Below are 26,661 nucleotides of genomic sequence, written 5' to 3'. Positions count from 1 at the left end.
TGGAAGTTCCTTCGCCGTCACCGTGGAAGAAGATCCGACATGAACCATCAGCATCATGACGGTCCGCACCCGGAGTACACCTGCCATCTCGCGAACCCGAATACCGATCGCGTCCGAACCCGCCACATCGTTCTCGGCATCGGCCCAGGTACTACCAGCAAGAATGTACTCAGCTACGCACTGACGCTTGCCGCCAAGGAGGATTCAGCCCTCCACGTCGTTCACTGCATCACGTCCGAGGACCTGCCTGTCGAAACCGACTCACCACAATTCGAAACACGCCTGCACGACGAGATGGTGGCGCAACGCGAGCAGACAACCTCGACACTCGCCTCACACACCGACGCCTGGACGTACGACTGCACCTACGGAGATCCAGCCGGTGTCATCCTCGCGACCGCGGACAAGTACGACGCCTTCACCATCGTGATCGGCTCACCGCGAAAAGGCGCTGCCTCCGCGGTGAGCCAACTGATTCACAGTTCGGTCTCTTCCCGGCTGAACCGGCAGAACCGCTATCCCGTGATATCGGTTCCCGCCGGCGTCAGATCAGCCAGATAGCCGAACACCGGCACATGGCCGCCTAGACGATCGAATAGTCGTCGAGCGGAAAGCGTTTCGCTTCGCTGAAAGCGTTGCGTGTCGATGTGGGCCGCAGGATCGCAGCCTCACCGTGCTGATTGAAGTAATAGCTTCGCGCGGTCTGGCAACTGCCGCCGTAGAAGACGGAGTCCGCCAAGTTCTCTGTCATCCGGTCGAGGAACTCGGCGTTGGCAGTTTCGGTGACCTCGAATGTTTCCGCGCCGCGCCGTTTCACCTCGCCGAACAGTCGATCCATGTGCTGCATCTGGGATTCGATCGTCGTGAAGTAGGACAAACCGCTGTACGAGTAGGGACTGGCGAGCGTGAGGAAATTGGGGAAGTAAGGAACCGCGACGCCTTCGTAAGCCTGGAAACGGTTGTCACGCCACCACTTACCGAGGTTTCTGCCCTCGCGCCCGATAACCTCGATGGCCGGAAAGTTCACGTCCCAGAGGTTGAAGCCTGTTGCCAGCAGCAAGGTGTCGATCTCGGTCTTGCGGCCGTCGGCCGTGACGATTCCGTCGGCAGCAATGTGGTCGATCGACGTCGTTTCGAGATGCACGTTGTCTTTGGTGAACGTACGGAAGTAGCTGTTGGAGAACGTGGGCCGCTTGCACCCGAAGTCGTAGTCCGGTGTGAGTTGCTTGCGCAGGGTCGCATCTCGGACCTGGGACCGCAGGAACGCGCGTGATGCGGCCGACGCTCCCTTGTTCAACAGTTTGACCTGCTTGTAATGCAGGACTGCGCTGACCATGATCATTTCGAGAATCGACGAACTGACGGCGCGGGCGATTCGCTGTGTGAGCGGAATGCGCGAGAACAGCTTCTGCACTGCATTCGGGATGGGGACGTCGATCTTGGGAACCACCCAGATCGGCGTGCGCTGGTAGACGGTCAACTCTGCGGCCTGACGCGCCACCTCGGGGATCAACTGCACAGCAGTAGCACCGGTTCCGATGATTGCGGTCTTGGTGCCGGACAGATCGTAGGAATCGTCCCAGGCAGTGGTGTGAATGATCTTGCCGGCGAAGTCGTCGATACCGGAGATGTCCGGCCGATGCGGTTGCGACAGGAAACCCGTCGCAGTCAGGAGGTACTTGGTAGTGATGTCCGGCGCCCCCTCGACGGATACGACCCAGTGCGAGGAATCCTCGTCCCAGCGGGCTCCGTCGACCACGGCACCGAACGTCATGTGCTTGCGCAGGTCGTATTTGTCTGCGACGTGATCGGCGTACTTCTTGAGTTCGGCGCCCGGCGCAAAGAGCCTGGACCAGTTCGGATTGGGCTCGAACGAATACGAGTACGTGACCGACGCGATGTCGACAGCCAACCCGGGATAGCGGTTGACGTGCCACGTTCCACCCAAATCGTCCTCGCGCTCGAGGATCGCCAGCTTGTTCAGGCCCAGCCGCTTGAGTTGAATGGCCGCACCCATTCCGCCGAAGCCCGCCCCCACCACTACTGCGTCGTACTGCACTGCCATCGGAGAATCCCTCTCATGAACTACGCACTCATGAACTGCACATCAGAAAATGACATGCCATTCCGTTATGGAGAACGGTATCATTCCTGACGTGACGAAGGCCATGACCAGAGCGGAACGAAAGAAGGCGGAATTACGCCGCGAGATCATCGACGCATCGTTCGAGTGCTTCGCCGAGCGCGGCTATCACGCAACCGGAATTGCCGACATCGCAACAACTCTCGGAATCGGCCACGGGACCTTCTACCGGTACTTCGAGAACAAGCGCGACATCATCGACCACGTCATCGACGACCTGATCGCCAAGATCATCAGCGCACTGGCCACCGAGAATTCACCTGACGCAGCAAGCACTCTGGACGAGTACCGCGCTCAAGTGGGACGGATCGCCGAAGCGCTCCCCCGCATCTTCTTCGACGACCCACGCATCCCGCGGGTGCTGCTTTTCGAGACGACGGGAGTCGACGCCGATCTCACCGGCCGGATGCTCGATCTACTCGATCAGTCGGCATCGTTGACAGCGGCGTACCTGCATCACGGAGTCGAATGCGGCTATCTACGCGCCGACCTCGACGTCGACAACACTGCACAGGCCGTCAACGGCATGATGCTGGCAAGTGCGATTCAAGGATTGCGAGCCGATTCGTCCGTCGACTGCACGGCATTGAACCAGGCCATCAGCCGCCTCATGTTCGACGGGATCCGCGCCGAGAACGCCTAGCGAACGACGATTCCCTCGGCACGCATCGCATCCTTGACCTGCGGGATGCTCAGATCGCCGAAGTGGAAGACGCTTGCTGCGAGAACTGCGTCCGCGCCGGCTTCGACAGCCGGGGCGAAGTGCTCGACCAGGCCGGCGCCGCCGCTGGCGATCACCGGTACGTGGACCGCTGCACGGACAGCGCGGATCATCAGCAGGTCGAAGCCGGCCTTGGTGCCGTCGGCATCCATCGAGTTCAGCAGGATCTCCCCCACTCCCAACTCCGCGCCACGCTCGGCCCACTCCACCGCGTCGATCCCGGTGCCGCGTTTGCCTCCGTGCGTGGTGACCTCCCAGCCCGACGGAGTATCCGGCTGACCCTGGGGAACGGTGCGGGCATCGACCGAGAGGACGATGCACTGCGAGCCGAAACGCTCACTCAGTTCCTTGAGCAGTTCCGGGCGCGCGATCGCCGCGGTATTGACGCTGACCTTGTCGGCACCGGCACGCAGCAGACGATCGACGTCCGCGACCGTGCGCACTCCGCCGCCGACGGTGAGGGGAATGAAAACCTGCTCGGCAGTACGACTTACGACGTCGAGCATCGTGCCGCGATCCGACGTGGATGCGGTCACGTCCAGGAACGTCAGTTCGTCGGCACCCTGAGCGTCGTACGCTGCCGCGAGTTCCACGGGATCTCCGGCGTCGCGAAGATTCTCGAAATTGACACCCTTGACCACTCGTCCGGCGTCGACGTCGAGGCACGGAATCACACGAACTGCGAGGGTCATGACTGTGGTCCTCCTGAGGACGAAGCGCGCGGATCACCGAGCGCGTTGAGGATATCGAGAATCTCACCGTGGATGCCCGGAGCGGCGGCGAGCACCGACTCCGATTCTACGGTCCACGGATTGCCGGCCAGATCGGTGACCACCCCGCCCGCACCGCGAACGAGTGCGACCCCGGCCGCGTTGTCCCACGCGTTGCGGCCGTAGACGATCGCACCGCCCAGGATGCCGGCCGCGGTGAAGGCCAGATCGACTCCGGTGGAGCCGTGTATCCGGATCCGCGAGGATACCTTGCTGATCTCGGCGAGCAGGTCGAGTCGGAAGCTACCGGGAATCCGGCCACGGCTGTTGACGTTGAGTGCGCCCAAGCCGACGATCGACGACGCCAGATCGGTCGGCTCCAGTGGCGGTGCGGCGATTCCGTTGACCAACAACGGACCGCCTGCGCGAGTGGCGTACGTGTGACCGATCAACGGAAGCCAGGTCAATCCGAGCACCGGGACACCGTCGTCGAGCAGCGCCAACAGCGTTCCGGCAGTAGGTAATCCGGCCGAGTAGTTGAAAGTGCCGTCGACGGGGTCGAGAACCCAGACAAGTCCCGAACCGACGTCGGGGCCACCGAATTCCTCGCCGTGCACCTCGATGCCGGTCTGCTCGAACAACTCCGCACTCAACCGCTTCTCCAGCGCGAGATCGACCTCGGTGGCAAAATCGCCCCAACCCTTGCGGACCGCACTCGGGGCACCGACACCGGAGACGAACTGATCGTGGACGCCGTCGAGAAGCCGACCCGCAATCGCGAGAAGTTCGTCGAGGTCACGCGTCGGAGTCATCTGGAAAATCTATCCGGAAACTGCTGCCAGTGCTTCGGGGAGAGTGAAGCGACCCGCGTAGAGCGCCTTGCCGACGATCGCGCCCTCGACACCCTGATCTACCAGGCTGGAAATAGCGAGGAGATCCTCGATGGTCGACACACCGCCGGAGGCGACGACGTGCGCGTCGGTGACCGCGCAGACCTGGCTGAGAAGTTCGAGATTGGGCCCGGTGAGAGTGCCGTCCTTGGAGACGTCGGTGACGACGTAACGGGTGCAGCCGTCACGGTCCAAACGCGCGAGGGTCTCCCACAGATCCCCGCCGTCGGTGACCCAGCCGCGACCACGGGTGCGGTACTGGCCGTCGACGAGACGAACATCGAGGCCGACGGCGATCTTGTCGCCGTACTTGGCCAAGGCACGTGCACACCACTCGGGATCTTCGATTGCGGCGGTACCGAGATTCACGCGAGCACAGCCGGTGGCCAGCGCAGCTTCCAGGGAGGCGTCGTCGCGGATTCCTCCGGAGAGTTCCACCTTGACCGTCAGGTCGCCGATGACGCCGGCCAGCAGTTCGCTGTTGGATCCACGCCCGAAAGCAGCGTCGAGGTCGACGAGGTGCACCCATTCGGCACCGTCGTTCTGCCAGGCAAGAGCGGCGTCGCGGGGCGACCCGTAACCGGTCTCACTTCCCGCCTCTCCTTGCACGAGGCGAACAGCTTCACCGTTGACGACATCTACAGCAGGCAAAAGGACCAGGCTCACGTGCGGTAACCCTAGTAGGTCAGGACCTCGAACCGTCCTCCGGGTCACCGAACGCTTTTCGGGTCATCCGCTTGGATACGACGCCCATTGCCGCAATCGCGGCGACGACCCCCACGAGACCGATCACGAGGCCGACGCCCGGCGAGGGTTTGAGCACAACGATGACGACCGTGGTGACCGCCAGCGCAGCCACCGCGGCGCCGAGCGAGAACAACGCCAGACGAGCGAGGGAGAAATCGTCGCCGCGGTTCGGTCCGGATCCCCCGGTCACAAACTCTGCACCCAATTGCTCAGCAACTCGGCGCCTGCATCGCCGGACTTCTCGGGGTGGAACTGCGTCGCGGACAACGCACCGTTCTCGACGGCAGCGAGGAACTTTCCGCCGTGATCGGCCCACGTCAGCTTCGGGGGCGCAATGTGCTCGGACGGCGCGAGTTCCCAACTCTGCACGCCGTACGAGTGGACGAAGTAAAAGCGGGTATCAGCGTCGATACCCTTGAACAGGGTGCTGGACTCCGGAGCCTCCACGGTGTTCCAGCCCATGTGCGGCAGGACCTCTGCTTGCAGCCTCTCGACGGTGCCGGGCCATTCGCCGCAACCCTCCGCCTCGACACCGAATTCGACCCCCCGGTCGAACAGAATCTGCATGCCGACGCAGATGCCCAGCACCGGTCGGCCACCGGCCAGGCGTCTGCCGATGATTCGGTCACCCTGGACTGCACGCAGACCTTCCATGCAGGCCGCGAACGCGCCGACGCCGGGCACCACCAGACCGTCCGCCGCCAGTGCCACCTTCATGTCGTTGGTCACCTCCACCTGCGCCCCGGTGCGCGCCAAGGCGCGAGTGGCCGAATGCAGGTTGCCGGAGCCGTAATCGAGTACAGCAATCGTGGAAGCGCTCATGCCCCAACTCTATCGGGCAACCCTGGCGCCGATCACTTTGCCGCCTGCGGCCAGTGCCGGGAGGAGAGCAACAACTACCGCGGAGACCGCGAACACCCACGCATAGCCGGCCGCAGTAGCCACGAATCCCAACGCCAGCGCTCCGATTCCGGTGCCGGCGTCATAGCCGATGTTCCAGATCGCGCTCGCGGATCCGAGTTGCCTCGGGCCGGCAGCCTGAAACGCCATGACCAATGATTCGTTCTGCACCGCACCGAACCCGAGCCCGAAAAGGACCGCCGCGCAGAACAAGACCGGCGTCGAACCGCCGTCCACGTTGATCGCGAACAGCACCAATCCGATGGTCGACGACGCCAATGCCGGTGCGAGTGTCCGCCCACTGCCGAGACGATCGGCGATCAGTCCCGCCGAGTACCGGCCGACCAACATCGACCCACTGGCCGTCGCCAACACCACACCTGCAACGGCCGCACGCTCCGAAATTGCGATCGGCAGCAGCGACGACAATCCGCCGAACGACGCGGACACGCACGCCAAAGCGAGCACCGGAACCAAGACTGCGAACACGCTCAACCGAGCGGATTCCCCGGTGGGCTGGGCGAAGATCTTCGGTAACCGGGCAATGGCCACCAGTGCGAGTGCCGGGATCAGCGCACCGAGAACGAACACCGGTGTCGCCGACCACCGCTCCATGAGCGCAAGCCCCAGCGGCAGCCCAGCCATCTGCGACGCTGCGATCGCGATCCCCTGAGCGCCCGTGGCACGGCCGAGAATTCGCTTGGGCGCCAACTCCGCCACCAGTGCACTGCCGGCCACCGTCAACATGCCGAAACCGATGCCACGCACAGCCGAAACGGCCAGGACAGGACCGGCGTCGGCCGAGATCAACAGCACCAACGACGGCGGACCGAGGAGCAGACACCCGACCGCCAGCACGCGCCGGTAGCCCTGCGTCCGCAACAACCGAGGCACGAGCAGTTGCGTCAAGACCGTGGCCGCCATGAAGACACCGGTCACCGATCCGGCAAGCGCATCCGATCCGCCGGACTGCGCAACCAGCAACGGCACCACCGGCAACAGCAACGACCAGCCACCGAAAGCTGCTGCCGCCATGATCAGGACACCGATCATGCCCGGTGTGCGAAGCAACCCCGGCGATGGAACAGGATCTTGCGTCTCAGACACAGTCACTTTTCGCGTCACAGACGCAGTGCGCCCGCCACCGCCGCCAGAACCGCCAACGCCAGAAGGATTCCCGACGCAAGCTTGTTGACCTTGAACATCGAGTAGGCGCCGCCCACGGCAATACCCGCGCCGATGAACAGCAGGTACGTGAAGAGGACGCTCACAGTGTGCCCTTCGTCGACGGCACGCCACTCACGCGCGGATCCGGCTCGACCGCCTCACGCAGAGCGCGCGCAACGGCCTTGTACTCGGCTTCGGTGATGTGATGCTGATCGCGACCGTACAGAACCCGAACGTGCAGTGCGATACGCGCATTCAAGGCGATCGACTCGAACACGTGGCGATTGATCACCGCGTGATACGGCACGCCCGGGTACCCGCCGATGACGGAATGCACCATGTAGTCGGGCTCGCCGGTGTGCACGCAGTACGGGCGACCGGAGACGTCGACCGACGCATGCGCCAGCGTTTCGTCCATCGGGATGAAGGCGTCACCGAAACGACGGATGCCCTTCTTGTCGCCGAGAGCCTGGCCGAGCGCCTGGCCGAAAACGATCGCGGTGTCCTCGACGGTGTGGTGAGCGTCGATCTCGACGTCACCCTTCGCCTTGACGTCGAGATCGAAGCTGGCGTGCGTACCCAACGCGTTGAGCATGTGGTCGAAGAACGGAACGCCGGTGGAGACGTCGACGATGCCGGTCCCGTCCAGATTCAGTTCGACGACGATGCTTGATTCCCGAGTTGTCCGTTCGATCCGCGCGATGCGATCGCTCATGCCGTCTCTCCTGAATTCGTGTCGACCAGCTGGGTGCCTGCGATCTCGTCGCTGGCCTTGATGAACGCGTCGTTCTCGGCCTCGAGCCCCACGGTGGCCCGCAGATACCCGGGGATGCCGATGTCGCGGATGAGAACTCCGCGGTCGAGGTATTCCTTCCACGCCTGCGCACTGTCGGCGAACTGACCGAACAAGATGAAGTTCGCGTCGCTGGGAATCACTCTGAAACCGGTGTCCGCCAGTGCCTTCGACACCCGATCACGCTCGGCGGACAATGCGTGGACACTGCCGAGGGTCTCGTCGGCATGACGCAGGGCGGCACGTGCCGCCGCCTGCGTGACCACCGAGAGGTGATACGGCAAGCGCACCAGCAACAGTGCGTCGATGAACGCGGGCGCGGCGGCGAGATAGCCGAGTCGGCCACCGGCAAACGCGAAAGCCTTGCTCATGGTGCGGGTGACAACAAGCTTGGCCGGGAACTCGTCGATCAGCGTCATCGCGCTCGGCGCAGCAGAGAACTCCGCGTACGCCTCGTCGACGATCACGATGCCCGGCGCCACGTCGAGGATGCGTCGCAGTTCCGCGATGCCGACGCTGTGTCCGGTGGGGTTGTTGGGGCTGGTCACGAACACGACATCGGGCCGACGTTCACCGATTACGGTGACGGCAGCATCCACGTCGAGTGCGAAATCGTCCCGACGGAAGACCTCGACCCACTCGGTATCGGTCCCGTCGGCGATGATCGGGTGCATGGAGTACGAGGGCACAAATCCCATCGCGCTACGTCCCGGACCTGCAAACGCCTGCAACAACTGCTGCAGAATCTCGTTCGATCCGTTTGCCGCCCAAAGGTTGTCGACGGTGACCGGCACTCCCGTCTGCTTCGACAGGTACGCAGCGAGATCCGTCCGCAGAGCCACGGCATCGCGGTCGGGGTAGCGGTGCAGTTCCTTCGCGGCCTCGCGCACGGACTCGGCGACGTCGTCGATAAGCGCCTGCGTCGGCGGATGTGGGTTCTCGTTGGTGTTCAGCTGAACCGGAACCGTCAACTGCGGTGCGCCGTACGCCGACTTGCCACGCAGGTTCTCACGAATCGGAAGTGCGTCGACCGAAATCGATCCTCCAGGAGCACTATTCATCGCAGAGCTACTCATCGCAAAGCCTCGAATCGCAGGCGCACAGCTTCACCGTGCGCGGGCAAATCTTCGGCATTGGCAAGCGTGATGACGTGTCCGGCAACATCTTTCAGAGCCGACTCGGAGTAGTCGATCACGTGGATCCCACGAAGGAACGTCTGCACACTCAGACCGGAAGAGTGACGCGCACACCCAGCCGTCGGCAGAACATGGTTGGAGCCGGCGCAGTAGTCGCCGAGGCTGACCGGCGCCCATGGGCCGACGAACACGGCACCAGCACTGGTGACTTGAGCTGCGACACCGGTTGCGTCCTCGGTCTGGATCTCGAGGTGCTCGGCCGCATAGGCGTTGACGACGCGCAGACCGGCGGAAACATCGGAGACCAGCACGGTGCCCGACTGACTGCCGCTCAGTGCGGTGGTGACGCGCTCGCGGTGCTTGGTGATCTCGAGCTGCGCGGCCAGAGCTTTGTCGACAGCGTCGGCCAATTCGACGCTGGTGGTGACGAGGACGCTGGCAGCCATGACGTCGTGCTCGGCTTGGCTGATGAGATCGGCGGCAACGTGAACCGGATCAGCCGTGTGGTCGGCGAGGATCGCGATCTCGGTGGGTCCGGCCTCGGCGTCGATGCCGACCAGGCCACGGCACAGACGCTTGGCGGCGGTGACGTAGATGTTGCCGGGACCGGTGATCAGGTCTACCGGCACCAACTCGGAGCCATCGGTATCGGTTCCGCCGTAGGTCAGCAGGGCGACGCCCTGGCCTCCGCCGACAGCCCACACCTCGTCGACACCGAGCATGGCTGCCGCGGCAAGGATCGTGGGGTGCGGCAACCCACCGAAATCAGCTTGAGGGGGCGAGGCGACTACGAGCGATCCGACGCCGGCAGTCTGAGCCGGCACGACGTTCATGACAACGCTCGACGGGTACACGGCATTGCCGCCGGGGACGTACAGCCCGACGCGCTCGACCGGAACCCACCGCTCGGTGACCGTGCCGCCGGGGACCACCTCCGTGACGGTGTCCTTACGACGCTGATCGGCGTGCACCTTGCGGGTGCGCTCGATCGCAACCTCGAGGGCTTCCTTGACGGCGGGGTCGAGTTCACGAAGTGCGCGCTCGAGCTCTGCAGCCGGAACCCGAACCGAAGACGGACGAACACCGTCGAACTTCTCGCCGAATTCGAGCGCGGCTTCTGCACCGCGATCACGAACGGCTTCGACCATCGGGCGAACCTGATGCAGTACCGCGTCCACATCCACTCCACCTCGGGGAAGCGCGGCGCGAAGTTCGGCCGTGGATGGGGTACGACCACGCAGGTCGGTGCGGGCAAGCATGAGAGTTCCTCTCGTACGCAAACGGGGTGCCTGTGCAAGCGGCAGCAAACCGGTCCGGCATCACAGGCGTGAACAACGGGCCCGAAACACAGAACTGACGTCAATTATCCAGGATAGGCGCACCCCATTTTTCACCGGTCCACCTGCGACGCTCACTGCAGGTCCGGCGCCCGCCGCCTGGCAAGTTCGATCAGCTCGTCCCTTCGAGGTGTCGCCACCGAGATTTCACGGCCGTCATGCAGACGAAAGCGGACCCCGTCGCGGGAGACGCGAGAATTACCCGCATCCCGGGGCCGGTCATCCGATAACCGATCCCGGAGCCCATCCCGATATGGACCGGAGTTGCCGACACAACTTCGTCCCACCGAAAAACCTGACGCAGCCCTGGAGACAGCGCGATCGTCACCCGTTCGGCGTCTGTGGTGATGATCACGCGCACCTTCCACATGTACGTGGCCAACCCGAAGCACAGGATCGCGGACAACACAGCACCGACGTAACCCGCCGGGTCGCCTTCCACGATCGCCGCGAACCCGCAGACAATCACCAAGATAATTCCGAGAACGACGCACAATGCGACCGTCGACCGCCGCAGTAGTGGGCTCAGCTGAATGGACTCGTGAACTTCGTGCACAGCACCCCCGCCTCGATCGCCGGCAACCCCACCCCGAGAAACGACACCGGGAACACGACCATCGCATTACTCCCGCTTTTATAACAAATACGTCACGCACAGATAGGGTCCAAAGTCGTGACAGACAGTGACGTGGCCACGACCGCACCTCCGGCCTTGCCGACCCCCGAGCGATCCAGCGGACCGAACCGAGCGCGGATCGTTGCGATTGTCGCGTCGATCCTCGGCATAGTTTTATGCGGATCGGTGCCGTTCCTGCCGATCGAACAGGACACCGCCGCCGTCAACTGGCCGCAGTCCGGATCGACGGCGAGCGTCGAGGCGCCATTGGTCTCGTACACACCGCTGCGTATGGAGGCATCGATTCCGTGCGCGTCGATCAACGAGTTGACCGCCGCCGGCGGAACACTCGTCTCGACTGCTCCCCCGGGTGCCGCCGACGCGCGGCGCTACGGATTTGTCGCCACGGTCTCCCCCGAATCCGCTGACGCCCCCGCCCGGGTGGACGTGGTCCTACGCGATCAAGTGTTGCTCTCGACGCCGGTCACTGATCTGCCGAGTGGATGCGTGCTCACACTTTCAGCCGAGCCGACTCGAACCACCTTCAGCGCCACCGGTTCCGAACCGCGCGTCATCGAGGGCGACAGCCGACCACAGGTAGTCGGCGTCTTCAGCGACCTCGATTCGGCGGCAGCCGGTTTGAACGTCTCGATCGAGGCGGACTCTCGCTTCACGTCGAGCCCGTCGGTGATCAAGACTCTCGCCATGATTCTCGGGGCACTCACGGCTGTCGTGTCCCTCTTCGCGCTGCACCGCCTCGACAACCGCGACGGCCGGGGCACACGCAAATTTCTGCCCGCCCGATGGTGGAAGTTCACCGTCCTCGACGGGGTCGTCGTCGGAACTCTGGTGCTGTGGCACTTCATCGGCGCTACCACCACCGACGACGGCTACCAGTTCACGATGGCAAGAGCCTCCGAGCAATCGGGCTACATGTCCAACTACTTCCGGTGGTTCGCGGTCCCCGAAACCCCGTTCGGAACGCCGTATTACAACATCCTCGGACTCCTGGCCCACGTCAGCACCGCAAGCCCCTGGGTCCGTCTGCCTGCTCTGTTGGCAGGCATCATCACCTGGCTCGTCATCAGCCGGGAGGTTGCGCCTCGGCTGGGCGCCGCAATCCGCGGAAACCGGCTCGCCCTCTGGACCGGTGCGCTCGTCTTCCTCGCATTCTGGCTTCCCTTCAACAACGGACTTCGCCCCGAACCGATCGTCGCTCTCGGCGTCCTGCTGACGTGGTGCTCGATCGAACGCGCCGTCGCGACGAGACGCCTTCTACCGGTCGCTGTCGCGATTCTGATCGCCGGATTCACCTTGACTGCCGGGCCTTCCGGTCTCATCTGCTTCGCCGCACTCATCGCCGGCATACGCCCGATCATGCGCATCATCATCGAACGTGCGCGCACCACCGGTTATGTCGCAGCTGTCGGGCCACTGTTGGCTGCCGGACTCTCGATCCTCATCCCAGCGTTCGGCGATCAGAGTCTGGCCGCCGTCATCGAGATGCAACGCGTCCACTCGATCTCGCCGAATCAGCCCTGGTTCGACGAGTACCTCCGCTATCAGTACCTCTTCAACATCTCCGTCGACGGTTCCCTGACCCGCAGATTCGGTGTGTTCGTCATGGTTCTGTGCCTTGGCGTCTGCACCGCGATGATGCTGCGCAAGGGCGGCCGGATTCCCGGTCTGGCCGCCGGTCCGTCACGCCGCGTCGTGGGGCTGACGATCGGCGCACTGCCACTGCTGATGTTCTCGCCGACCAAGTGGACCCACCACTTCGGAATCTTTGCCGGACTCACCGCAGTTCTGGCGATGATGACGGCCGTCGCCGTGGGAACGAAACTCCTACGCTCGCCGCGCAATCGGGCCCTCTTCGCGGCGGCTGTCCTGTTCCTGCTGGCGGTCGCGTTCACCGGCAGCAACAGCTATTACTACGTGTCCAGCTACAGCGTTCCGTGGTGGGACAAGCCGGTGTCGATCGGCGGACTCGGTGCGAGCACCGTCCTCCTCGGATTGACCGTGCTGATGCTCGGCGTCGCCGCGTGGTACTTCTTCCGTGAGCCGTACACCGCCGGGAAGGAACCGTCCGCGAAGCACGCTCGACTGCTTGCCATCTCGCCACTGACGATCGCCGCAGGCGCCATGGTCCTCTTCGAGGTGCTGTCCATGTCCAAAGGCGTGATCACCCAATATCCGGCCTATTCGGTGGGCCGCGCGAACGTCGACGCCGTTCTCGGCCAACACTGCGGACTCGCCAACGACGTTCTGCTCGAAACCGATCCGAACGCGTCGATGCTGACCCCACTCTCCGGCAATGTGGCCACGGCGCTCTCCGCAGGTGGGGCGACAGGATTCGATCCGAATGGTGTCGCCTCCGACCTTCGAGCCGACAAGGAAGCCACGGCTACCGGCGGCGCGAACACCGTCGACACCTCCGAGGACACCGCCGGTAACTCGGCCGGAACCGGTGGTGGCGCCGGACAGACCGGAGTCAACGGCAGTTCGGTCGCGTTGCCGTTCGGTCTCGACCCGGCGACAACACCGGTCATGGGCAGTTACGGTCAACCCTCCCCCGGCACTCTGATCAGCGACTGGTACCAACTCCCCAACGTGGGTGAGGACGCAACCCGTGGCGACATCATCTCCATTGCAACGGCTGGTCGTGTCCGATCGGTCGACAAGGACGGAATCGTCACCTACGGCCAGAACGTCGAGGTCGAGTACGGCACAGCGCGCGGCGTCGACGACGCGGAAGCAGACGATGTGGAAACACTCGGAAAGATCGCGCCCCTCGACATCGGGCCGGCACCGTCATGGCGGAACCTGCGTGTGCCGCTGGATCAGATTCCCGTCGAAGCCAACAGCATTCGACTTGTCGTCAGCGACTACGACGGCAAGGCCGACCAATGGGTGGCCGTTACCCCGCCACGCGTTCCGAAGACCCAGAAGCTCAACGACGTCGTCGGCTCGCAGACGCCCGTCATGCTGGATTGGGCTGTCGGCCTGGCATTCCCGTGCCAACGCCCCTTCGATCACCGGGTCGGAATCGCCGAGGTCCCTGAGTACCGGATCCTTCCCGACCATTCCGGCGCGCTCGTGACCAGTGCCTGGCAGGACCACTACGGCGGCGGACCGTTGGGGTGGATCGATCTGCTGCTCAGCGCTCAGACCATTCCGTCGTACCTCGACAACGACTGGGCTCGCGACTGGGGTTCGATCGAGAAGTACACACCGATCGATCCGAGCGCAGTGCCTGCCCAGATCGACGAATCGACCGTTCAGCGCTCCGGGACGTGGAACCCGGGATCGATGACCATGGTTTTCTGAGCGGCAGAGTGACTGAGTGACGCAGTCCAGTCGCGGGCGGATCGGACGAAACGCCTGCGACTGGACACTTGTATGACTTAGTCTCCCAGGCATGGGAGCCCTGTCACGGTCTATCGCGCCTGCGCTGATGGCACTGACGTGCCTGCTCGGGGCGCTCGCCCTTCCCACTCCCGCCTCGGCTGAGGTCCCGGATGACTTCCTCTGGGGCGTTGCCACCTCCGGATTCCAATCGGAAGGATCGTCGCCGGACAGCAACTGGTCTCGATACTCCGACTCCGGACGAACCCACGACAAGATCGGTGACTCGGTCGACTTCCGTCATCGCTACGCCGAGGACATCGACCGGGCGGCTGATCTGGGATCGAAGGTTTTCCGATTCGGCGTCGAGTGGGCGCGAGTTCAGCCCGCCGCCGGGAGCTGGAACGAGACCGAATTCGCCTACTACGACGACGTGGTGACGCACATCCGCGCGCAGGGCATGACTCCGATGATCACGCTCGACCACTGGGTGTATCCGGGATGGGTTGTCGATCAAGGCGGATGGACAAATCCGAAGACCGAAGCCGACTGGCTGGTCAACGCGGAGAAGGTAGTCGAGCGGTACTCCGGGATCGGTGCGCTGTGGATCACGATCAATGAGCCGACTGTGTATGTTCAGCGCGAATTGACCTACGGCGGAATCGCTCTCACCCAGGCACCGTCGATGTTCGACTCGTTGGTTCGGGTTCACCGGGCGATCTACGACCGCATACACGTTCTCGATCCCGGTGCTCGTGTGAGCAGTAATTTCTCCTTCATTCCCGGCGTGTCCGAGGCGATAGATTCGGTGTTCACGGATCGAGTGCGCGACAAGCTCGACTTTCTCGGGATCGACTACTACTACGGTGTGGCCCTGAACAATCCGACTGCCGCGTACGCCGCACTCGACGAGTTCTACAACGTCACACCTCAACCCGAAGGCCTGTACGACGCGTTGATGCGTTACTCGGGCAAGTATCCCGAACTCCCCCTCTACATTGTCGAGAACGGCATGCCCACCGACAACGGAGCGCCGCGTGCCGACGGATACACACGCTCGAATCACCTACGAGATCACATCTATTGGATGGAACGCGCCCGAGAAGACGGCGCAGACGTGATCGGCTACAACTACTGGTCCATCACCGACAACTACGAATGGGGTTCGTACCGACCTCGATTCGGCCTCTACACCGTAGATGTTCTCGGCGATCCCACCGCGGCCCGAATCCCGACCGACGGAGTCGACACCCACCGCCGGATCATTCGCGACAACGGCGTCGGCGCCGACTACGTGCCCGTCATGGCCCCGGCTTTCTGCTCGCTCGTCGACCCTCCACGCAGCTGCACGGCGACTCGATGACAGCCGTTTTCCGAATTTCCACCACTCCTCGTCGTTAGGATGCCCCATGCGAACACTGCAAAAGATCGCCGGAACTGCTGCTGCCACTGCTGCCCTGATCCTGGCTGCGGGAGGCGCTGCGACGGCAGCCCCCAACCCGGCCGATTCGCCCCGTGAGGCGCAGGCACGTGCCTACATCGACGCCCTCGTCTCCCATGACGTCTCCGATGTGCATTTCGCCCCGGACGCGACGCGCGTCGAAGCCGGAATCAAGACCGGATTCTCCGGACCGCAGATGACCGCCGACCTCGAAAACGGCATCCAGTACCGCGTCATCCAGGGCATACGCGACCTCGAGATGTCGGAAGCCGGGGACATCGTCTCGACCACCTACCTGCTGGACGCGGGAATCGGTGGCACTCGCCTCATGACCGTCGAGATTCGTGAAACCTTCGAAGTCCGTGACGGACTCATCCACGACGTCGTCGCCCACATCATCCCGGTGTCGGTGTCGTGACGCGCGCCCGATAGCTACTGGGCGGTGCACCCGAGACCCGGGTGCACATCGCCGCAAAAGCAGCCGGCGTCGAGTATCCGAGTTCAGACGCAACGGACGTCACACTGACGCCGGCGGAGAGTTTCGGAAGCGCATGAAGAATGCAGGCACGCTGCATCCACGACGACGCGCTCATCCCCGTTTCCGCGATCAGCATGCGGTGCAGCGTTCGTTCACTGATGTGGAGTCGCCCGGCCCACCGCGCGGGCGAGTCGTGAATCGAGGGGCCTGCGAGATACCGCGTGCACAATGCCCGCAACCCCGGGTGCCGAGGCAGTGGGAGTTCCACAGGTAGGGGTGCAAGATCGCGAAGTTCGTGGAGGATCAGCTGAACTACTGCGGCCTCACGTCCGTGAGCAGAGAAGTCGTCCTCCACGTTCAATTCGACATCCATGTCGACCGCAGCGACAAGTAGCTCGCGTAGTAGCGGAGAGACCGCGACCACTCGGCACCTGACCGGAAACCAGGGAACTGCGGACGGTTCGATGTAGAGGCTTCGTGTGCTGACGCCGTCCATCGTCACCGCATGAACGACACCGGCGGGAATCATGACCGCATTGGACGGCAGAACCGTCCACTCACCGTCGTCGGTTTCGACGTTCATCGCACCGGTCACAGCGAAGAGGAACTGGGCTCGCCGATGATCGTGGGCAGCCAGCGCGTGGCCGCGCGGGTAGTCGGTTCCGATGGCGAGAACACTGCGAGGTGAGTGATCGACGGCCTTGATCGCAATGTTGCGCACCGGAGAGAACCTACCGAGTCGGTGTCCGATTGACAATGGAATTTGGCGAACCTTCGAATGTGAGCCAGCAGGGAAATCGCTACCGTTCATCACGTGCTTCACTACGCCCTCATCCTGCTCGCTTTCGGCGCTCTGACCGGAGTCACCACTGTTCTGTTCGGATTCGGTGGCGGGTTCGTCACCGTCCCAGTCGTTTACGCTGCGTCCGCACTCCGGCCGGACGTCACCGATCCGATGCACGTCGCCGTCGCGTCCTCAGCGGCAGTGATGGTGGTCAATTCACTCAGTGCCACAGTGGCATTCAGGAAATCAGGACGACTTCGGACGGAGTACATCCGACCTCTGATCGGACCCGTCGCAGTCGGAGCAGCGCTCGGAGCGGTCGCGGCAGGCCACGTCGATGACGGTATCGTCCGGATCCTGTTTATCCTCTACCTCGTCGTGACGATCCTCGACAGCCTTCTGCGGCAAGGGTTTCTGACGCCTCCCGAACCTCGCGACCGTCTCGGCCCCAATGGGGTCCGCACAGTCGGGATCGGAATCGGTGCCGTCGCAAGTTTCCTCGGCGTGGGCGGCAGCGTCATGACGGTGCCGATGATGCGACGCGGCGGAGTTCCGATGGCCGACGCCGCCGCGAGCGCCAACCCGTTGAGCCTGCCTGTCGCCGTCGTCGCGACTGCGGTGTACGCGGCGGCATCCGGACACATCTCTGCTTCGGATCTGTCGGCGGGCAGAGTCGGCGCTGTCGACCTTCTGGCCGTCTGCGCGCTTCTCGCCGGCTCTCTGCCTGCGATTGTGCTGAGCCGGCGACTAGTCGGTGCTATTCCGGACCGCGTCCATGCCGGCGCGTACATCGCTCTACTCTGCGTCGTCACGGCAGTGATGATCGCGGCCTAGCGAACGGCGTACCGCAGGTAGATCACGCCGCCGTCGAAGGTTTTCTCCTCGAGCAGTTGCAGATCAAGCCGCCTTTCCGGGAGAGCTCGCAATCCGCCGCCGATATTGACCGGACACAGAAACAGTCTCACTTCATCGACCAAACCCGCCGCGAAAGCACTAACCGCAACCGTCGGTCCACCGATCGAGATATCTTGTACCGCTTCACTCTTGAGCAAACGGATGGAGTCTTCATCGAAGCGCGGGACGATCCTGGTGCGCGCAGTCGACACCTCGTTCAGCGTCGTGGAATACACGATCTTGTCGATTCCACGCCAGATCTGAGCGAACTCGACGGTCGCCGCCTCGATACCGACAAACTCGTCCGGAACCGACGAACCTCCTGGCACTGACGAACGCCCGAGGTCCTCAGCTGCCATTGTTTCCCAGGGAATCATCGTCTCGTACATCCGGCGCCCGAGCAGGTATGTGCCGACTCCCCTCTCGAGCTCGTTGACAAACAAATGGACCTGCGCGTCGGGAACAGCCCAGTCGAAGTTCCCGTCCCTGTCCGCCACGTACCCGTCGATCGAGCAGATCGCCGAGTAGATCAGGCTCACCATCGGTCCACGTGCAGCACGTTGTCGACGGGTTCGCGCGCGGCAGGTTTGAACGTCTCGCCGGTGAAGTACGCCGTCGGGATCAGAGCCGCCTGATGGAATCCGGACGGAATGCCCAGCAGCTCGGCAACTTCCGCCTCACGCTGCAGGTGCAACGTTGTCCAGGCCGTACCGAGTCCACGTGCCCGCGCTGCCAGCGCGTAACTCCACGCGGCCGGCAGTAGCGAACCCCACAGACCCGCCTGGTTCCCCTCCGGCAACGTCTTACCCGCCTTGATGCACGGAATGAGGAGAACCGGTACCTCGCCCATGTGCTCACCGAGCCACGCGACGCTCGTGCCTACTCGCTGTTGGATCGGCGCGCGATCGGGGTCGTCGGCGAAGAGCTTTGCCGCCGAACCGTGAGAAGCAAGGTACTCGTCGGTGACTTCCTTGTAGATCTGCCCAACTGCTGCTCGCAGTGCCGGATCTGTCACAACCATCCACTGCCACCCCTGGCGATTCGAACCGGAGGGCGCTTGCAGGGCGATCTGGAGACACTCCTTCACCAGATCCAAGGGCACCGGACGGGTCAGATCCAGACGCTTTCGAACCGTTCGCGTTGTGGTCAGTAATTCGTCGGGTGTCAGGTCCAGCACGGGATACGACGTCATCCCCCGATCATTGCACTGTCGCGAGCAGTGAGCAGGGCAGTCCGTCTACACTTTTCTGATCCCGTACGTGGCTGGTGTGTCGGGAGCATTCACGGATCAAAGGACTTTCGACATGAGTTGGCACGTCTGGTTGGCGTTCTTCGGAGCAAGTTGGGTGATCAGCCTGTCACCAGGGGCCGGCGCCATTGCGTCGATGTCGTCAGGGCTTGCCTACGGTCTGCGGCGCGGATACTGGAACATTTTCGGGCTGCAGTTGGGATTGTTGTTGCAGATCGGAATTGTCGCGGCCGGCGTCGGCGCCGTTCTCGCCAGTTCGACCGTAGCCTTTTCCTTGATCAAGTGGTTCGGTGTCGCATACCTCGTCTACCTTGGGATCAGGCAGTGGCGATCGGCGCCCACCGAGGTGGAGACCGACGAAGCCGCCGCGAGCAGTTCCGGTCCGATGATGATGCTTCGCGGATTTCTCGTGAACGCGAGCAACCCGAAAGCCGTCGTTTTCATGCTCGCAGTGCTCCCGCAGTTCCTCGATCCGTCGGCGCCGCTCCTGCCGCAGTATCTGATCATCGCTGCAACCATGTGCGCCGTCGACGTGATCGTGATGACCGGGTACACCGGGCTGGCCGCACGGGTGCTCACCTTGATGCGCTCCCCCAAACAGCAGCGAACCACCAATCGAGTGTTCGCCGGTCTGTTCTTCGGCGCTGCAGGCTTTCTCTCGAGCATCGGCCGTGCGGCGGCTTGATCGGTCACACGGCTTGATCGGTCACACGGCTTGTTCGATCACAGGCCCGCAATCAAGTTGACGACGGACGCCACGATCACCGAACCGAACAGGTACGACAGCAATGCGTGCCCGAGCGCCATCGCACGCATGTCCGACGACTTCAAGTTGGTGTCGGAAATCGCGAAGCTCATCCCGACCGTGTACGCCACGTAGGCGAAATCGCTGTACCTCGGCGGTTCTTCCTGATTGAAATCGATTCCGCCGTCGGGGCCGGAGTAATACAGCCGTGCATATCCGAGGGCGAAGAGCGTGTGGACCGCCAACCACGAGATCACGACGCTGCCGACTGCAACCGATGCCGCCACGACTTGGTAGTGATGTCCGTCGGGTGCCGCCAGGAGCAGGAACGCAATACCGACCAAACTCGCGACGGCGGCGCCGAGAATCAGCAGGTGCGCGACATTGCGGGCCGGCTCTTCGCGCGTTGCGTGGCTTGCTGTGAGCGTCGCATCGAAGGGCCAGACCAGAATCCACGTCCACACCGTGAACACCATCGCCGCCACATCCCAGCCGATCAGAAACGCGAACCGGGGATAGCCGACCAACGCCGTGACGACACCTGCGGCCACACCGAGCAGCAGACCCGTCGACACTCTCAGCGCCGGCCCGGCACCCAGGGCGCTCCGCGGAACCGGGTTGATCGGAAGGTCGTGCGGTCGATCGTTCACGGGCTCAGTCAACCATCGTTCGCAGTCAGACGGTGGTTACGCCGCAGGGCTATTCAGAAGCAGGGTTATTCCGAAGCAGGGTCACTCAGGCGTTGCACGCGCCGACTATCGGCTTGCCATTGAATCTGTCCAGCACGTACTGCAATCCGACGCCGAAATCCGCCACCGCCGGTGCGAGATGATTGTTGCCGCTCCCAGGATTCACCGCGGGCAGGGTGTCGGTGAACAACGTCGCCTCGGCCCCACGCGCACACCAGTCCTGAACCAGGCGCCGGGTTTGCTCGTACGGGATGAAATCGTCGTTGAGCGCTCCGTTGACAAGGATCGGCGAGGCCGGGGTTCGACGCCCGATGCGTTGTTCCTCGATCACCTGCTGGATCTCCGGTACCGACTCCACCACGTCTGCAAGGGGTCGTCCGTCCGTGGTCCATGACGCCGTCGACTGCTTCCCGTACTTGGTTCGGGAATCGATGAGGCATTGCCCAGCGACGTCTGCGAGCACGGACCGACCGTAGTCGTTCAGTCGAGATTCGATCGGTTCTCGGGCAGCTGGATAGCGGTCGAGGACGCCGTTGATCGTGTAGCCGATCGCGGCCATCAGACCGGTACCGTCGATATGACGCAGAACGCTTGCCAGGTCGGCCGGGGGCGCGCTCGCGTAGCTCCCGACCAGATTCACCTCAGGCGCGTATTCGGGCGCAAGTTCGGTTGCTGCGGCAGTGGCCCCGCCGCCCTGAGAATGCCCCCAGAGCGCTATCGGATCGTCCGCCCCTGCCTTCGCCAGGGTTCGGGCAGCGCGTGCACCGTCCAACATCGCGTGGGCTTCCTCGGCGCGATTGACGTAAGTGTGGACGCCTGGCGTTCCGAGTCCGATGTAATCGGTGACAAACACGCGAACGCCCTGGGCGAGGAAAGCGAATGCGAAGGCGGACTCGTAGTTGACACCGACACTGTCCACACCGGCACCGTAGTTCGACGGATTCCCGGGTTCCGCCAGGCGGAGCTGACCGGCAGTGGGGAACATCCTCGACGGCGCGCACTGATCACCTTGGCCTTGCGTGCCCGGACCGATCACGACTGTCGGGCGCGGACCCGCCCCTGACCACGGGGCGGCCGGTTCCAGGTACGAGCCCGACACGGCCACCTTGGATCCGTGGGTGTCGGTACTCGAATACAGGATCCGAGTCCCCACACCAGGCACTGCGCCGACGGCGCCGGCAAGCGGAAGGGGTTCCGTCCGGATCACCGATCCCGGATTACCGACGTCGTCTGGACTCGCGTCGTAGAAATCGCTCACCGGTTCGGCATTCGATATCGGCGTGAACAGCAGCGACGTGGGCAACAGTGCCGAGATCGCCACGGCTGAAATCTTCACTGCCGCGAGGACGACCTTTCGGGTGCTCATGGAAATCCAACGTATAGGCCTCAGTCGATGTGCGGACCGGTTTCGATCTGCGGGACTTCAATCGATCGGTACCAACTCTTACGCGAGCGGGCCATACCGCTGGCCCCCCGATCCCCTGGTTTCACGGCCAGAACCTGATGAATCGTAAGCCGGTGTGACTCCTCGAAACCCAGCGCACTGGCAGCGAGGTACAGCAACCAGGTACGCACCCGGGGAGCACCGACCTGTAGGACTGCCGCGTCCCAGTTCTCGCGAAGGTTCTGCACCCACGCGCGCAGCGTCAGTGCGTAATGCTCACGCAACGCTTCGCTGTCACGTGTCTCGAAACCTGAAAGTTCCAGCGCATCAATGGTTTTACTCAGCGGAAGTATCTCGCCGTCCGGGAAGATGTAGCTGTCGATGAAACTGGGTCCGTCTTCGGCCTTGTCCGACAACGACTTCACCGCTGCGATGGCGTGATTGAGCAGACGCCCCTGCGGCACGAGAAGGTCGTAGAGTTTTGCCGTGTACACCGGCAAATTGACCAGGCCCACATGCTCGGACATCCCGATACTCGAAATCGCGTCGTACGGGCCGTCATCGACGTCGCGGTAGTCCTGCACCCGAATCTCGATACGGTCGGTCAAACCTGCATCGGCAACTCGCCCTTTGGCGTACTCGACCTGCTCGTTACTCAGTGACACCCCGACGACATCGACCCCGTAGTTCTGGGAAGCGTGCAGTGCCATCGATCCCCAACCACAGCCGACGTCGAGCAGTCGCATTCCCGGCTTCAGATCGAGCTTGCGGCAAATCAAGTCCAGCTTCGCGTACTGCGCGGCTTCGAGGGATTCGACCCCCTCCGGCCAGTATCCGCACGAATAGACCATGCTCGGCCCGAGAAACAGTTCGTAGAAGCGATTCCCGACGTCGTAGTGATGGGAGACAGTCGCAGAATCGCGCGATTTGCTGTGCCGTTTACCTCGCTTGCGACGCATCTCGATCGACGGGGGTGATGGCGGTAGACCCAGCGCCCCCAAGCCGGCAAAAGTACCGGCGGCGCGCACGATCGAGCGCAACGGCAACGCCGACAATCGATTCTCACCGAGCCGCGTGACGAGGTCCGGGACGTCGAGGAGCGCAAAGATATCGCCGTCGACGTCAAGATCCCCGGACACGTACGCCCTCGCCAACCCCAATTCGTTGGGAGAGTAGAGGACTCGCCGCAATGCACGCCGATTCCGGAAATGCACCTGTGCAGCGGCGTCCGGCGGGCCCGCCTCGGAACCGTCCCAACAACGCACTCGAATCGGAAGCGGAACCCCGATCATGTCCTCGAAAACTGTCAGAATCTTGGTCGCGGCGCCAGTCACAAATCAACCCTCCGACAAAAGATGGTTAGCCGATGACAGAAAACTTACGCCCGATGCGCGAATCTTTCGCGCCATTTGTCCGAGTTTAGGCAGTGTTCATCACGGTTTCGGTATTCGTCGCTGAGTTCAGGGCTCCACCAGTCCGGCGAGAAACTCCACCAACAACCGCTTGGTTACCTCGCGTGGCAACGATTCCACTGCCGCCAGCACCGCCGCCATGTCCAGCGGAGACTCGGAAGAGCCCCGCGGATCCAGCCCCGCCGACGTCAAAGCAGCCGCAACTGCGTCACTGGGCAATGCAAGTACATCGGCGACGGTGACATCGCCACGTTCGAATGCTCCGGCCAACTCTGCCAAGGCCGGCGGTGCCTGCGCTGCCACCAACCCTCGAACGTCGTCGGCGCCGAGGACGAGCGCACTGGTCAACTCGCCGAGCACCGACTCGGTCACCGGAGTGACGGTGAGGTGGGTTGTTCGAGGCAACGTCGTCCCGTCAGATTGCGTCGACGCCGGCTGCCCTTGAAGGACGAAACCCCGGGCACCGACGGCGCTCACCCAGCGATGCGGATCCACTCGGCGTTCGAGCGGCACGGAATCGTCGGTAGCGACCGCGAACAGCGGTCCCACCGGCGAGCCCACGACGCGAAGCCCGTCGACGCTCTGGACCGTGTCAATGAGCGCACGGGTCGCCCGCTGCGCCCGGGACACCAATTCGGCATACCCGGGTTGACCGAGGACTTGCGAAATCGCCCACGCCCCGGCCAGGGCAGCAACGGATTTGGAACCGAGAAGAGTGGGATTGACCACCGGATAGCCCGGCCAGTCCGTGAGTCCGAAATACTGCTTGCGATGCAGATCGCGCCCACGGTGCAGCAAAACGGAGACGCCTTTGGGTGAGTATCCGTACTTGTGGAAGTCGACCGACATGCTGGTGACACCGGCCACCCGGAAATCCCAGGGCGGCAGATCACCCCACCACGGCAACGCAAGTCCGCCGATGCAGGCGTCGACATGCAATGGAATAGACCGTGCACGAGCAACTTCCGCGACTTCGGCGATCGGATCGAGCGCCGCGAACGGGTAATTGGGCGCAGAGACGACGATCAATACCGTGTCGTCCCGCACCGCTGCCGCAATACCTTGTGCGTCGACGCGCCCCGACGTGGGATCCACCGGCACCAGGATCAGTTCCAGCCCGAGCAAGTGCGCCGCCTTGTGGAAAGCAGCATGCGCGGTGGTCGGAAGAACCAGCGAGCCCTCCCCCGGCGGGAGACCGCGGAAGTCGCGAGCAGCCTTGACGGCCAACACACAACTTTCCGTTCCGCCGCTGGTGACATTGCCGACTACCACCCCTCCTGCTTCTGCGTCTGTATCCGTCGCCGTGTCCGAAGTTCCATGGAGGAAATCGCGCGCGAACGCCACCAACTCACGCTCCATGACCGCAGTGGAGGGAAACACCGTCGGATCGAGACCGTTGACGGGCTGAACCAATCGAGCTGCGTCCGCTGCCAACTCGTCAAGGGCTGCGAGGCCGCTGTCGTACACGTACGACAGAACCCGGCCGCCGTGCGTCGGAGCATCCTGTTCACGGAGCGAACGCAACCGGCCCAAGATGTCAGCGGCTCGGCTCTCGAGGTTCGAGCTCTCGAGGATTTTGCCCTGAAGTGCCTCGGACTGAGTGGAACTCATCGTTCACCTGCGTTCTCGTGAGTGGATTCTTGTTCGGTGTGGTAATTCCGTAGTACGACCAGGCTTATCGCAACCAGAATTGCCGGCACGATCGAGAACCCCAAGGCGATACCGGTGAGCGCCGATTCAGGTTGTACGACGCTCTCCCCCGCTGTTTTCGAGACAAAGCCGGTAACTGCGAGAACACCCAAGAACACCGCGGGTCCGAGGGCCAGACCCGCGGTTTCCGAGGCGGTCCAGATACCACTGAGCGAGCCACCACGCTGGCGACCACCGATTCGCGCGTCGTCTTCGATGACGTCCGGGAGCATCGCCAGCGGGAACACCTGCATCCCGGCATAGGCAACACCGGCAAGGGCCACGGCGCCGTAAATCCACGGGCCGGCGTCGAGCGCAGCGAGCGTCAACAACGCCGTCGCCACGACAAACAGAACCGAAGCCACTACGTAACCGCGAAGCTTTCCGTACCGATGAGAGAACCGATACCACAGCGGCATCACGACGAGGGCCGGTCCGACGAGTGCGACGAACAGCCCGGTGAGTGCACCTTCGTTGCCCATCACATACGTCGCCAGGTATTGCGCACCTGCCAACATCACCGCGGTCGCAAGAGCTTGGAGCACGAACACGATGACCAGCAATCGGAACGCGCGTGTCTGTCGTATCGCGTCGAACCCGTCCCGATACTGCGAGAGCAACGAGCCGGTCGGGGCATCCGCGTGAGTCACCGTGTGGCGCGCTGCTCCGCGAACTGCCCAGATCATTGCCCCGCACATCAACGCCGACACCCCGATCGCCATGACGAGATAGCCGCGCGCCCCGCCCCCGGCGGCATCGCGGAGCTCGGGGCCGCCGGCACCGATGACCAGAATTGTCAGGGCCAACACAGCAATTCGAACCGATACCAAGCGGGTGCGCTCGTGATAGTCGCCGGTCAACTCGGTCGGCAACGCGATGTACGGAACCTGAAAGAGACTGTAGGCACTGGCCGCGAGCAGGAAGAAGGCGAGCACCCACAACGCCCCGACCCCAGGGCCGGCAGACACGGGAGCCGAGAACGTGAGAATGAAGAGCAAGGGCAAAGCCAGAGCACCTGCGAGCATGAGTGGCACTCGCGTACCAGTTCGGTGAGAGCCACGATCGCTGATCGACCCGATCAGCGGGTCGATCAGGACATCGGCGATTTTCGGAACGATGACCACGAGCGACGCGAGCGCCGCGGCAACCCCGAGGGTGTCGGTCAGGTAGTACGCCAGTACCAGACCTGGCAGAACACCGAATCCACCCGTACCGACACTTCCCGCTGCGTATCCGGCCACCACACCACGCGAAAGCCTGTCGGGCGATCTACCTTCACGAAGACGTACCGGTTTGTCTGTAGTCACCGTCCACACACTAATGTCACGACTCCGTACCGCGAGGGCAAAAGAATCCCGATGACCAGAAGTCGCTCACTCGGACGGGCCTGG

General features: G+C 63.2%; 27 protein-coding genes. 7 read left to right on the top strand and 20 right to left on the bottom strand.

Annotation, left to right across the window (positions count from 1 at the left end):
* Positions 1-39: 39 nt before the first annotated feature.
* Complete coding sequence (locus tag ACWF6P_RS26440) at positions 40-561, top strand: universal stress protein (protein ID WP_378538680.1); 522 nt, start codon at positions 40-42, stop codon at positions 559-561.
* 22 nt (positions 562-583) lie between these two features.
* Here the strand turns inward: ACWF6P_RS26440 and ACWF6P_RS26435 are convergent, their stop codons facing one another.
* The gene (locus ACWF6P_RS26435; protein ID WP_378538683.1) at positions 584-2,065 is read right to left on the bottom strand and encodes a flavin-containing monooxygenase; all 1,482 of its coding nucleotides are present in this window, start codon (positions 2,063-2,065) and stop codon (positions 584-586) included.
* 103 nt (positions 2,066-2,168) lie between these two features.
* Between ACWF6P_RS26435 and ACWF6P_RS26430 the strand changes: the two genes are divergently transcribed.
* Positions 2,169-2,786: a TetR/AcrR family transcriptional regulator gene (locus ACWF6P_RS26430; RefSeq protein ID WP_378449660.1), complete on the top strand. Its 618-nt coding sequence runs from the start codon at positions 2,169-2,171 to the stop codon at positions 2,784-2,786.
* Here ACWF6P_RS26430 and hisF read toward each other — a convergent pair.
* The 11 genes from hisF to ACWF6P_RS26375 form a co-directional block, all read right to left on the bottom strand.
* A complete protein-coding gene (hisF, locus tag ACWF6P_RS26425) occupies positions 2,783-3,556 on the bottom strand; it encodes an imidazole glycerol phosphate synthase subunit HisF (RefSeq protein ID WP_095969965.1) in 774 nt (257 codons plus the stop codon). The genes ACWF6P_RS26430 and hisF overlap by 4 nt on opposite strands.
* Positions 3,553-4,386 (bottom strand): inositol monophosphatase family protein, encoded by an 834-nt coding sequence (locus ACWF6P_RS26420; RefSeq protein WP_452623053.1) that lies wholly within the window; start codon positions 4,384-4,386, stop codon positions 3,553-3,555. The genes hisF and ACWF6P_RS26420 overlap by 4 nt, the downstream gene beginning before the upstream one ends.
* Positions 4,387-4,395: 9 nt before the next feature.
* Positions 4,396-5,130: a bifunctional 1-(5-phosphoribosyl)-5-((5-phosphoribosylamino)methylideneamino)imidazole-4-carboxamide isomerase/phosphoribosylanthranilate isomerase PriA gene (priA, locus tag ACWF6P_RS26415; protein WP_003942371.1), complete on the bottom strand. Its 735-nt coding sequence runs from the start codon at positions 5,128-5,130 to the stop codon at positions 4,396-4,398.
* Between the two features lie 19 nt (positions 5,131-5,149).
* Complete coding sequence (locus ACWF6P_RS26410) at positions 5,150-5,401, bottom strand: hypothetical protein (protein ID WP_452623052.1); 252 nt, start codon at positions 5,399-5,401, stop codon at positions 5,150-5,152.
* Complete coding sequence (gene hisH, locus ACWF6P_RS26405) at positions 5,398-6,033, bottom strand: imidazole glycerol phosphate synthase subunit HisH (protein WP_003942389.1); 636 nt, start codon at positions 6,031-6,033, stop codon at positions 5,398-5,400. Before hisH ends, ACWF6P_RS26410 begins: the two co-directional genes overlap by 4 nt.
* A 9-nt stretch (positions 6,034-6,042) precedes the next feature.
* Positions 6,043-7,164 (bottom strand): MFS transporter, encoded by a 1,122-nt coding sequence (locus tag ACWF6P_RS26400; protein WP_452623060.1) that lies wholly within the window; start codon positions 7,162-7,164, stop codon positions 6,043-6,045.
* A 68-nt stretch (positions 7,165-7,232) separates the two neighbouring features.
* On the bottom strand, positions 7,233-7,382 hold the full coding sequence (locus ACWF6P_RS26395; RefSeq protein WP_007732248.1) for a hypothetical protein: 150 nt from the start codon (positions 7,380-7,382) through the stop codon (positions 7,233-7,235).
* Positions 7,379-7,993, bottom strand: a complete 615-nt coding sequence (gene hisB / locus ACWF6P_RS26390) for an imidazoleglycerol-phosphate dehydratase HisB (protein WP_003942383.1) — start codon at positions 7,991-7,993, stop codon at positions 7,379-7,381. Before hisB ends, ACWF6P_RS26395 begins: the two co-directional genes overlap by 4 nt.
* Positions 7,990-9,132, bottom strand: a complete 1,143-nt coding sequence (locus tag ACWF6P_RS26385) for a histidinol-phosphate transaminase (RefSeq protein ID WP_452623051.1) — start codon at positions 9,130-9,132, stop codon at positions 7,990-7,992. The genes hisB and ACWF6P_RS26385 overlap by 4 nt, the downstream gene beginning before the upstream one ends.
* 11 nt (positions 9,133-9,143) lie before the next feature.
* Positions 9,144-10,466: a histidinol dehydrogenase gene (gene hisD, locus ACWF6P_RS26380; protein WP_452623050.1), complete on the bottom strand. Its 1,323-nt coding sequence runs from the start codon at positions 10,464-10,466 to the stop codon at positions 9,144-9,146.
* Positions 10,467-10,656: 190 nt separating this feature from the next.
* Positions 10,657-11,100, bottom strand: coding sequence for a hypothetical protein (locus ACWF6P_RS26375; protein ID WP_452623049.1), 444 nt, complete (start codon positions 11,098-11,100; stop codon positions 10,657-10,659).
* Positions 11,101-11,232: 132 nt separating this feature from the next.
* On the opposite strand from ACWF6P_RS26375, the gene ACWF6P_RS26370 reads away from it, so the two are divergent.
* The 3 genes from ACWF6P_RS26370 (at position 11,233) to ACWF6P_RS26360 (ending at position 16,364) form a co-directional block, all read left to right on the top strand.
* On the top strand, positions 11,233-14,487 hold the full coding sequence (locus tag ACWF6P_RS26370) for an arabinosyltransferase domain-containing protein (protein WP_452623059.1): 3,255 nt from the start codon (positions 11,233-11,235) through the stop codon (positions 14,485-14,487).
* Between the two features lie 127 nt (positions 14,488-14,614).
* Positions 14,615-15,868, top strand: a complete 1,254-nt coding sequence (locus ACWF6P_RS26365) for a glycoside hydrolase family 1 protein (RefSeq protein WP_452623058.1) — start codon at positions 14,615-14,617, stop codon at positions 15,866-15,868.
* 46 nt (positions 15,869-15,914) lie between these two features.
* Positions 15,915-16,364: a hypothetical protein gene (locus tag ACWF6P_RS26360; RefSeq protein WP_452623048.1), complete on the top strand. Its 450-nt coding sequence runs from the start codon at positions 15,915-15,917 to the stop codon at positions 16,362-16,364.
* Here the strand turns inward: ACWF6P_RS26360 and ACWF6P_RS26355 are convergent.
* Complete coding sequence (locus ACWF6P_RS26355; protein ID WP_452623047.1) at positions 16,342-17,145, bottom strand: AraC family transcriptional regulator; 804 nt, start codon at positions 17,143-17,145, stop codon at positions 16,342-16,344. The two genes, ACWF6P_RS26360 and ACWF6P_RS26355, sit on opposite strands and share 23 nt — an antisense overlap.
* A gap of 93 nt (positions 17,146-17,238) precedes the next feature.
* Between ACWF6P_RS26355 and ACWF6P_RS26350 the strand changes: the two genes are divergently transcribed.
* Positions 17,239-18,042: a sulfite exporter TauE/SafE family protein gene (locus tag ACWF6P_RS26350; protein WP_452623046.1), complete on the top strand. Its 804-nt coding sequence runs from the start codon at positions 17,239-17,241 to the stop codon at positions 18,040-18,042.
* Here the strand turns inward: ACWF6P_RS26350 and ACWF6P_RS26345 are convergent.
* Positions 18,039-18,644 carry a dihydrofolate reductase family protein gene (locus ACWF6P_RS26345; protein ID WP_452623045.1) on the bottom strand — a complete coding sequence of 202 codons (606 nt, stop codon included), beginning with the start codon at positions 18,642-18,644 and terminating at the stop codon, positions 18,039-18,041. The genes ACWF6P_RS26350 and ACWF6P_RS26345 overlap by 4 nt on opposite strands.
* Entirely contained in the window at positions 18,638-19,294 is a 657-nt protein-coding gene (locus ACWF6P_RS26340) for a nitroreductase family protein (RefSeq protein WP_378449595.1), read from the bottom strand. The genes ACWF6P_RS26345 and ACWF6P_RS26340 overlap by 7 nt, the downstream gene beginning before the upstream one ends.
* A 112-nt stretch (positions 19,295-19,406) precedes the next feature.
* Between ACWF6P_RS26340 and ACWF6P_RS26335 the strand changes: the two genes are divergently transcribed.
* Positions 19,407-20,036, top strand: coding sequence for a LysE family transporter (locus ACWF6P_RS26335; RefSeq protein WP_378449596.1), 630 nt, complete (start codon positions 19,407-19,409; stop codon positions 20,034-20,036).
* Between the two features lie 38 nt (positions 20,037-20,074).
* Here ACWF6P_RS26335 and ACWF6P_RS26330 read toward each other — a convergent pair whose 3' ends face one another.
* The 5 genes from ACWF6P_RS26330 to ACWF6P_RS26310 all read right to left on the bottom strand — a co-directional run bounded on the left by ACWF6P_RS26330 (position 20,075) and on the right by ACWF6P_RS26310 (position 26,586).
* A complete protein-coding gene (locus ACWF6P_RS26330; protein ID WP_030537075.1) occupies positions 20,075-20,746 on the bottom strand; it encodes a DUF1345 domain-containing protein in 672 nt (223 codons plus the stop codon).
* A gap of 85 nt (positions 20,747-20,831) precedes the next feature.
* Positions 20,832-22,151, bottom strand: coding sequence for a lipase family protein (locus tag ACWF6P_RS26325; RefSeq protein ID WP_378449597.1), 1,320 nt, complete (start codon positions 22,149-22,151; stop codon positions 20,832-20,834).
* A gap of 20 nt (positions 22,152-22,171) precedes the next feature.
* Complete coding sequence (locus ACWF6P_RS26320) at positions 22,172-23,503, bottom strand: class I SAM-dependent methyltransferase (RefSeq protein WP_452623044.1); 1,332 nt, start codon at positions 23,501-23,503, stop codon at positions 22,172-22,174.
* Between the two features lie 126 nt (positions 23,504-23,629).
* Positions 23,630-25,192, bottom strand: coding sequence for a pyridoxal phosphate-dependent decarboxylase family protein (locus ACWF6P_RS26315; RefSeq protein WP_452623043.1), 1,563 nt, complete (start codon positions 25,190-25,192; stop codon positions 23,630-23,632).
* Complete coding sequence (locus ACWF6P_RS26310; RefSeq protein WP_378538717.1) at positions 25,189-26,586, bottom strand: MFS transporter; 1,398 nt, start codon at positions 26,584-26,586, stop codon at positions 25,189-25,191. Before ACWF6P_RS26310 ends, ACWF6P_RS26315 begins: the two co-directional genes overlap by 4 nt.
* Between the last annotated feature and the right edge of the window lie 75 nt (positions 26,587-26,661).

Source organism: Rhodococcus sp. NPDC055024 (assembly GCF_053608585.1).
This window is presented reverse-complemented; position numbering and strand designations above follow the sequence as displayed.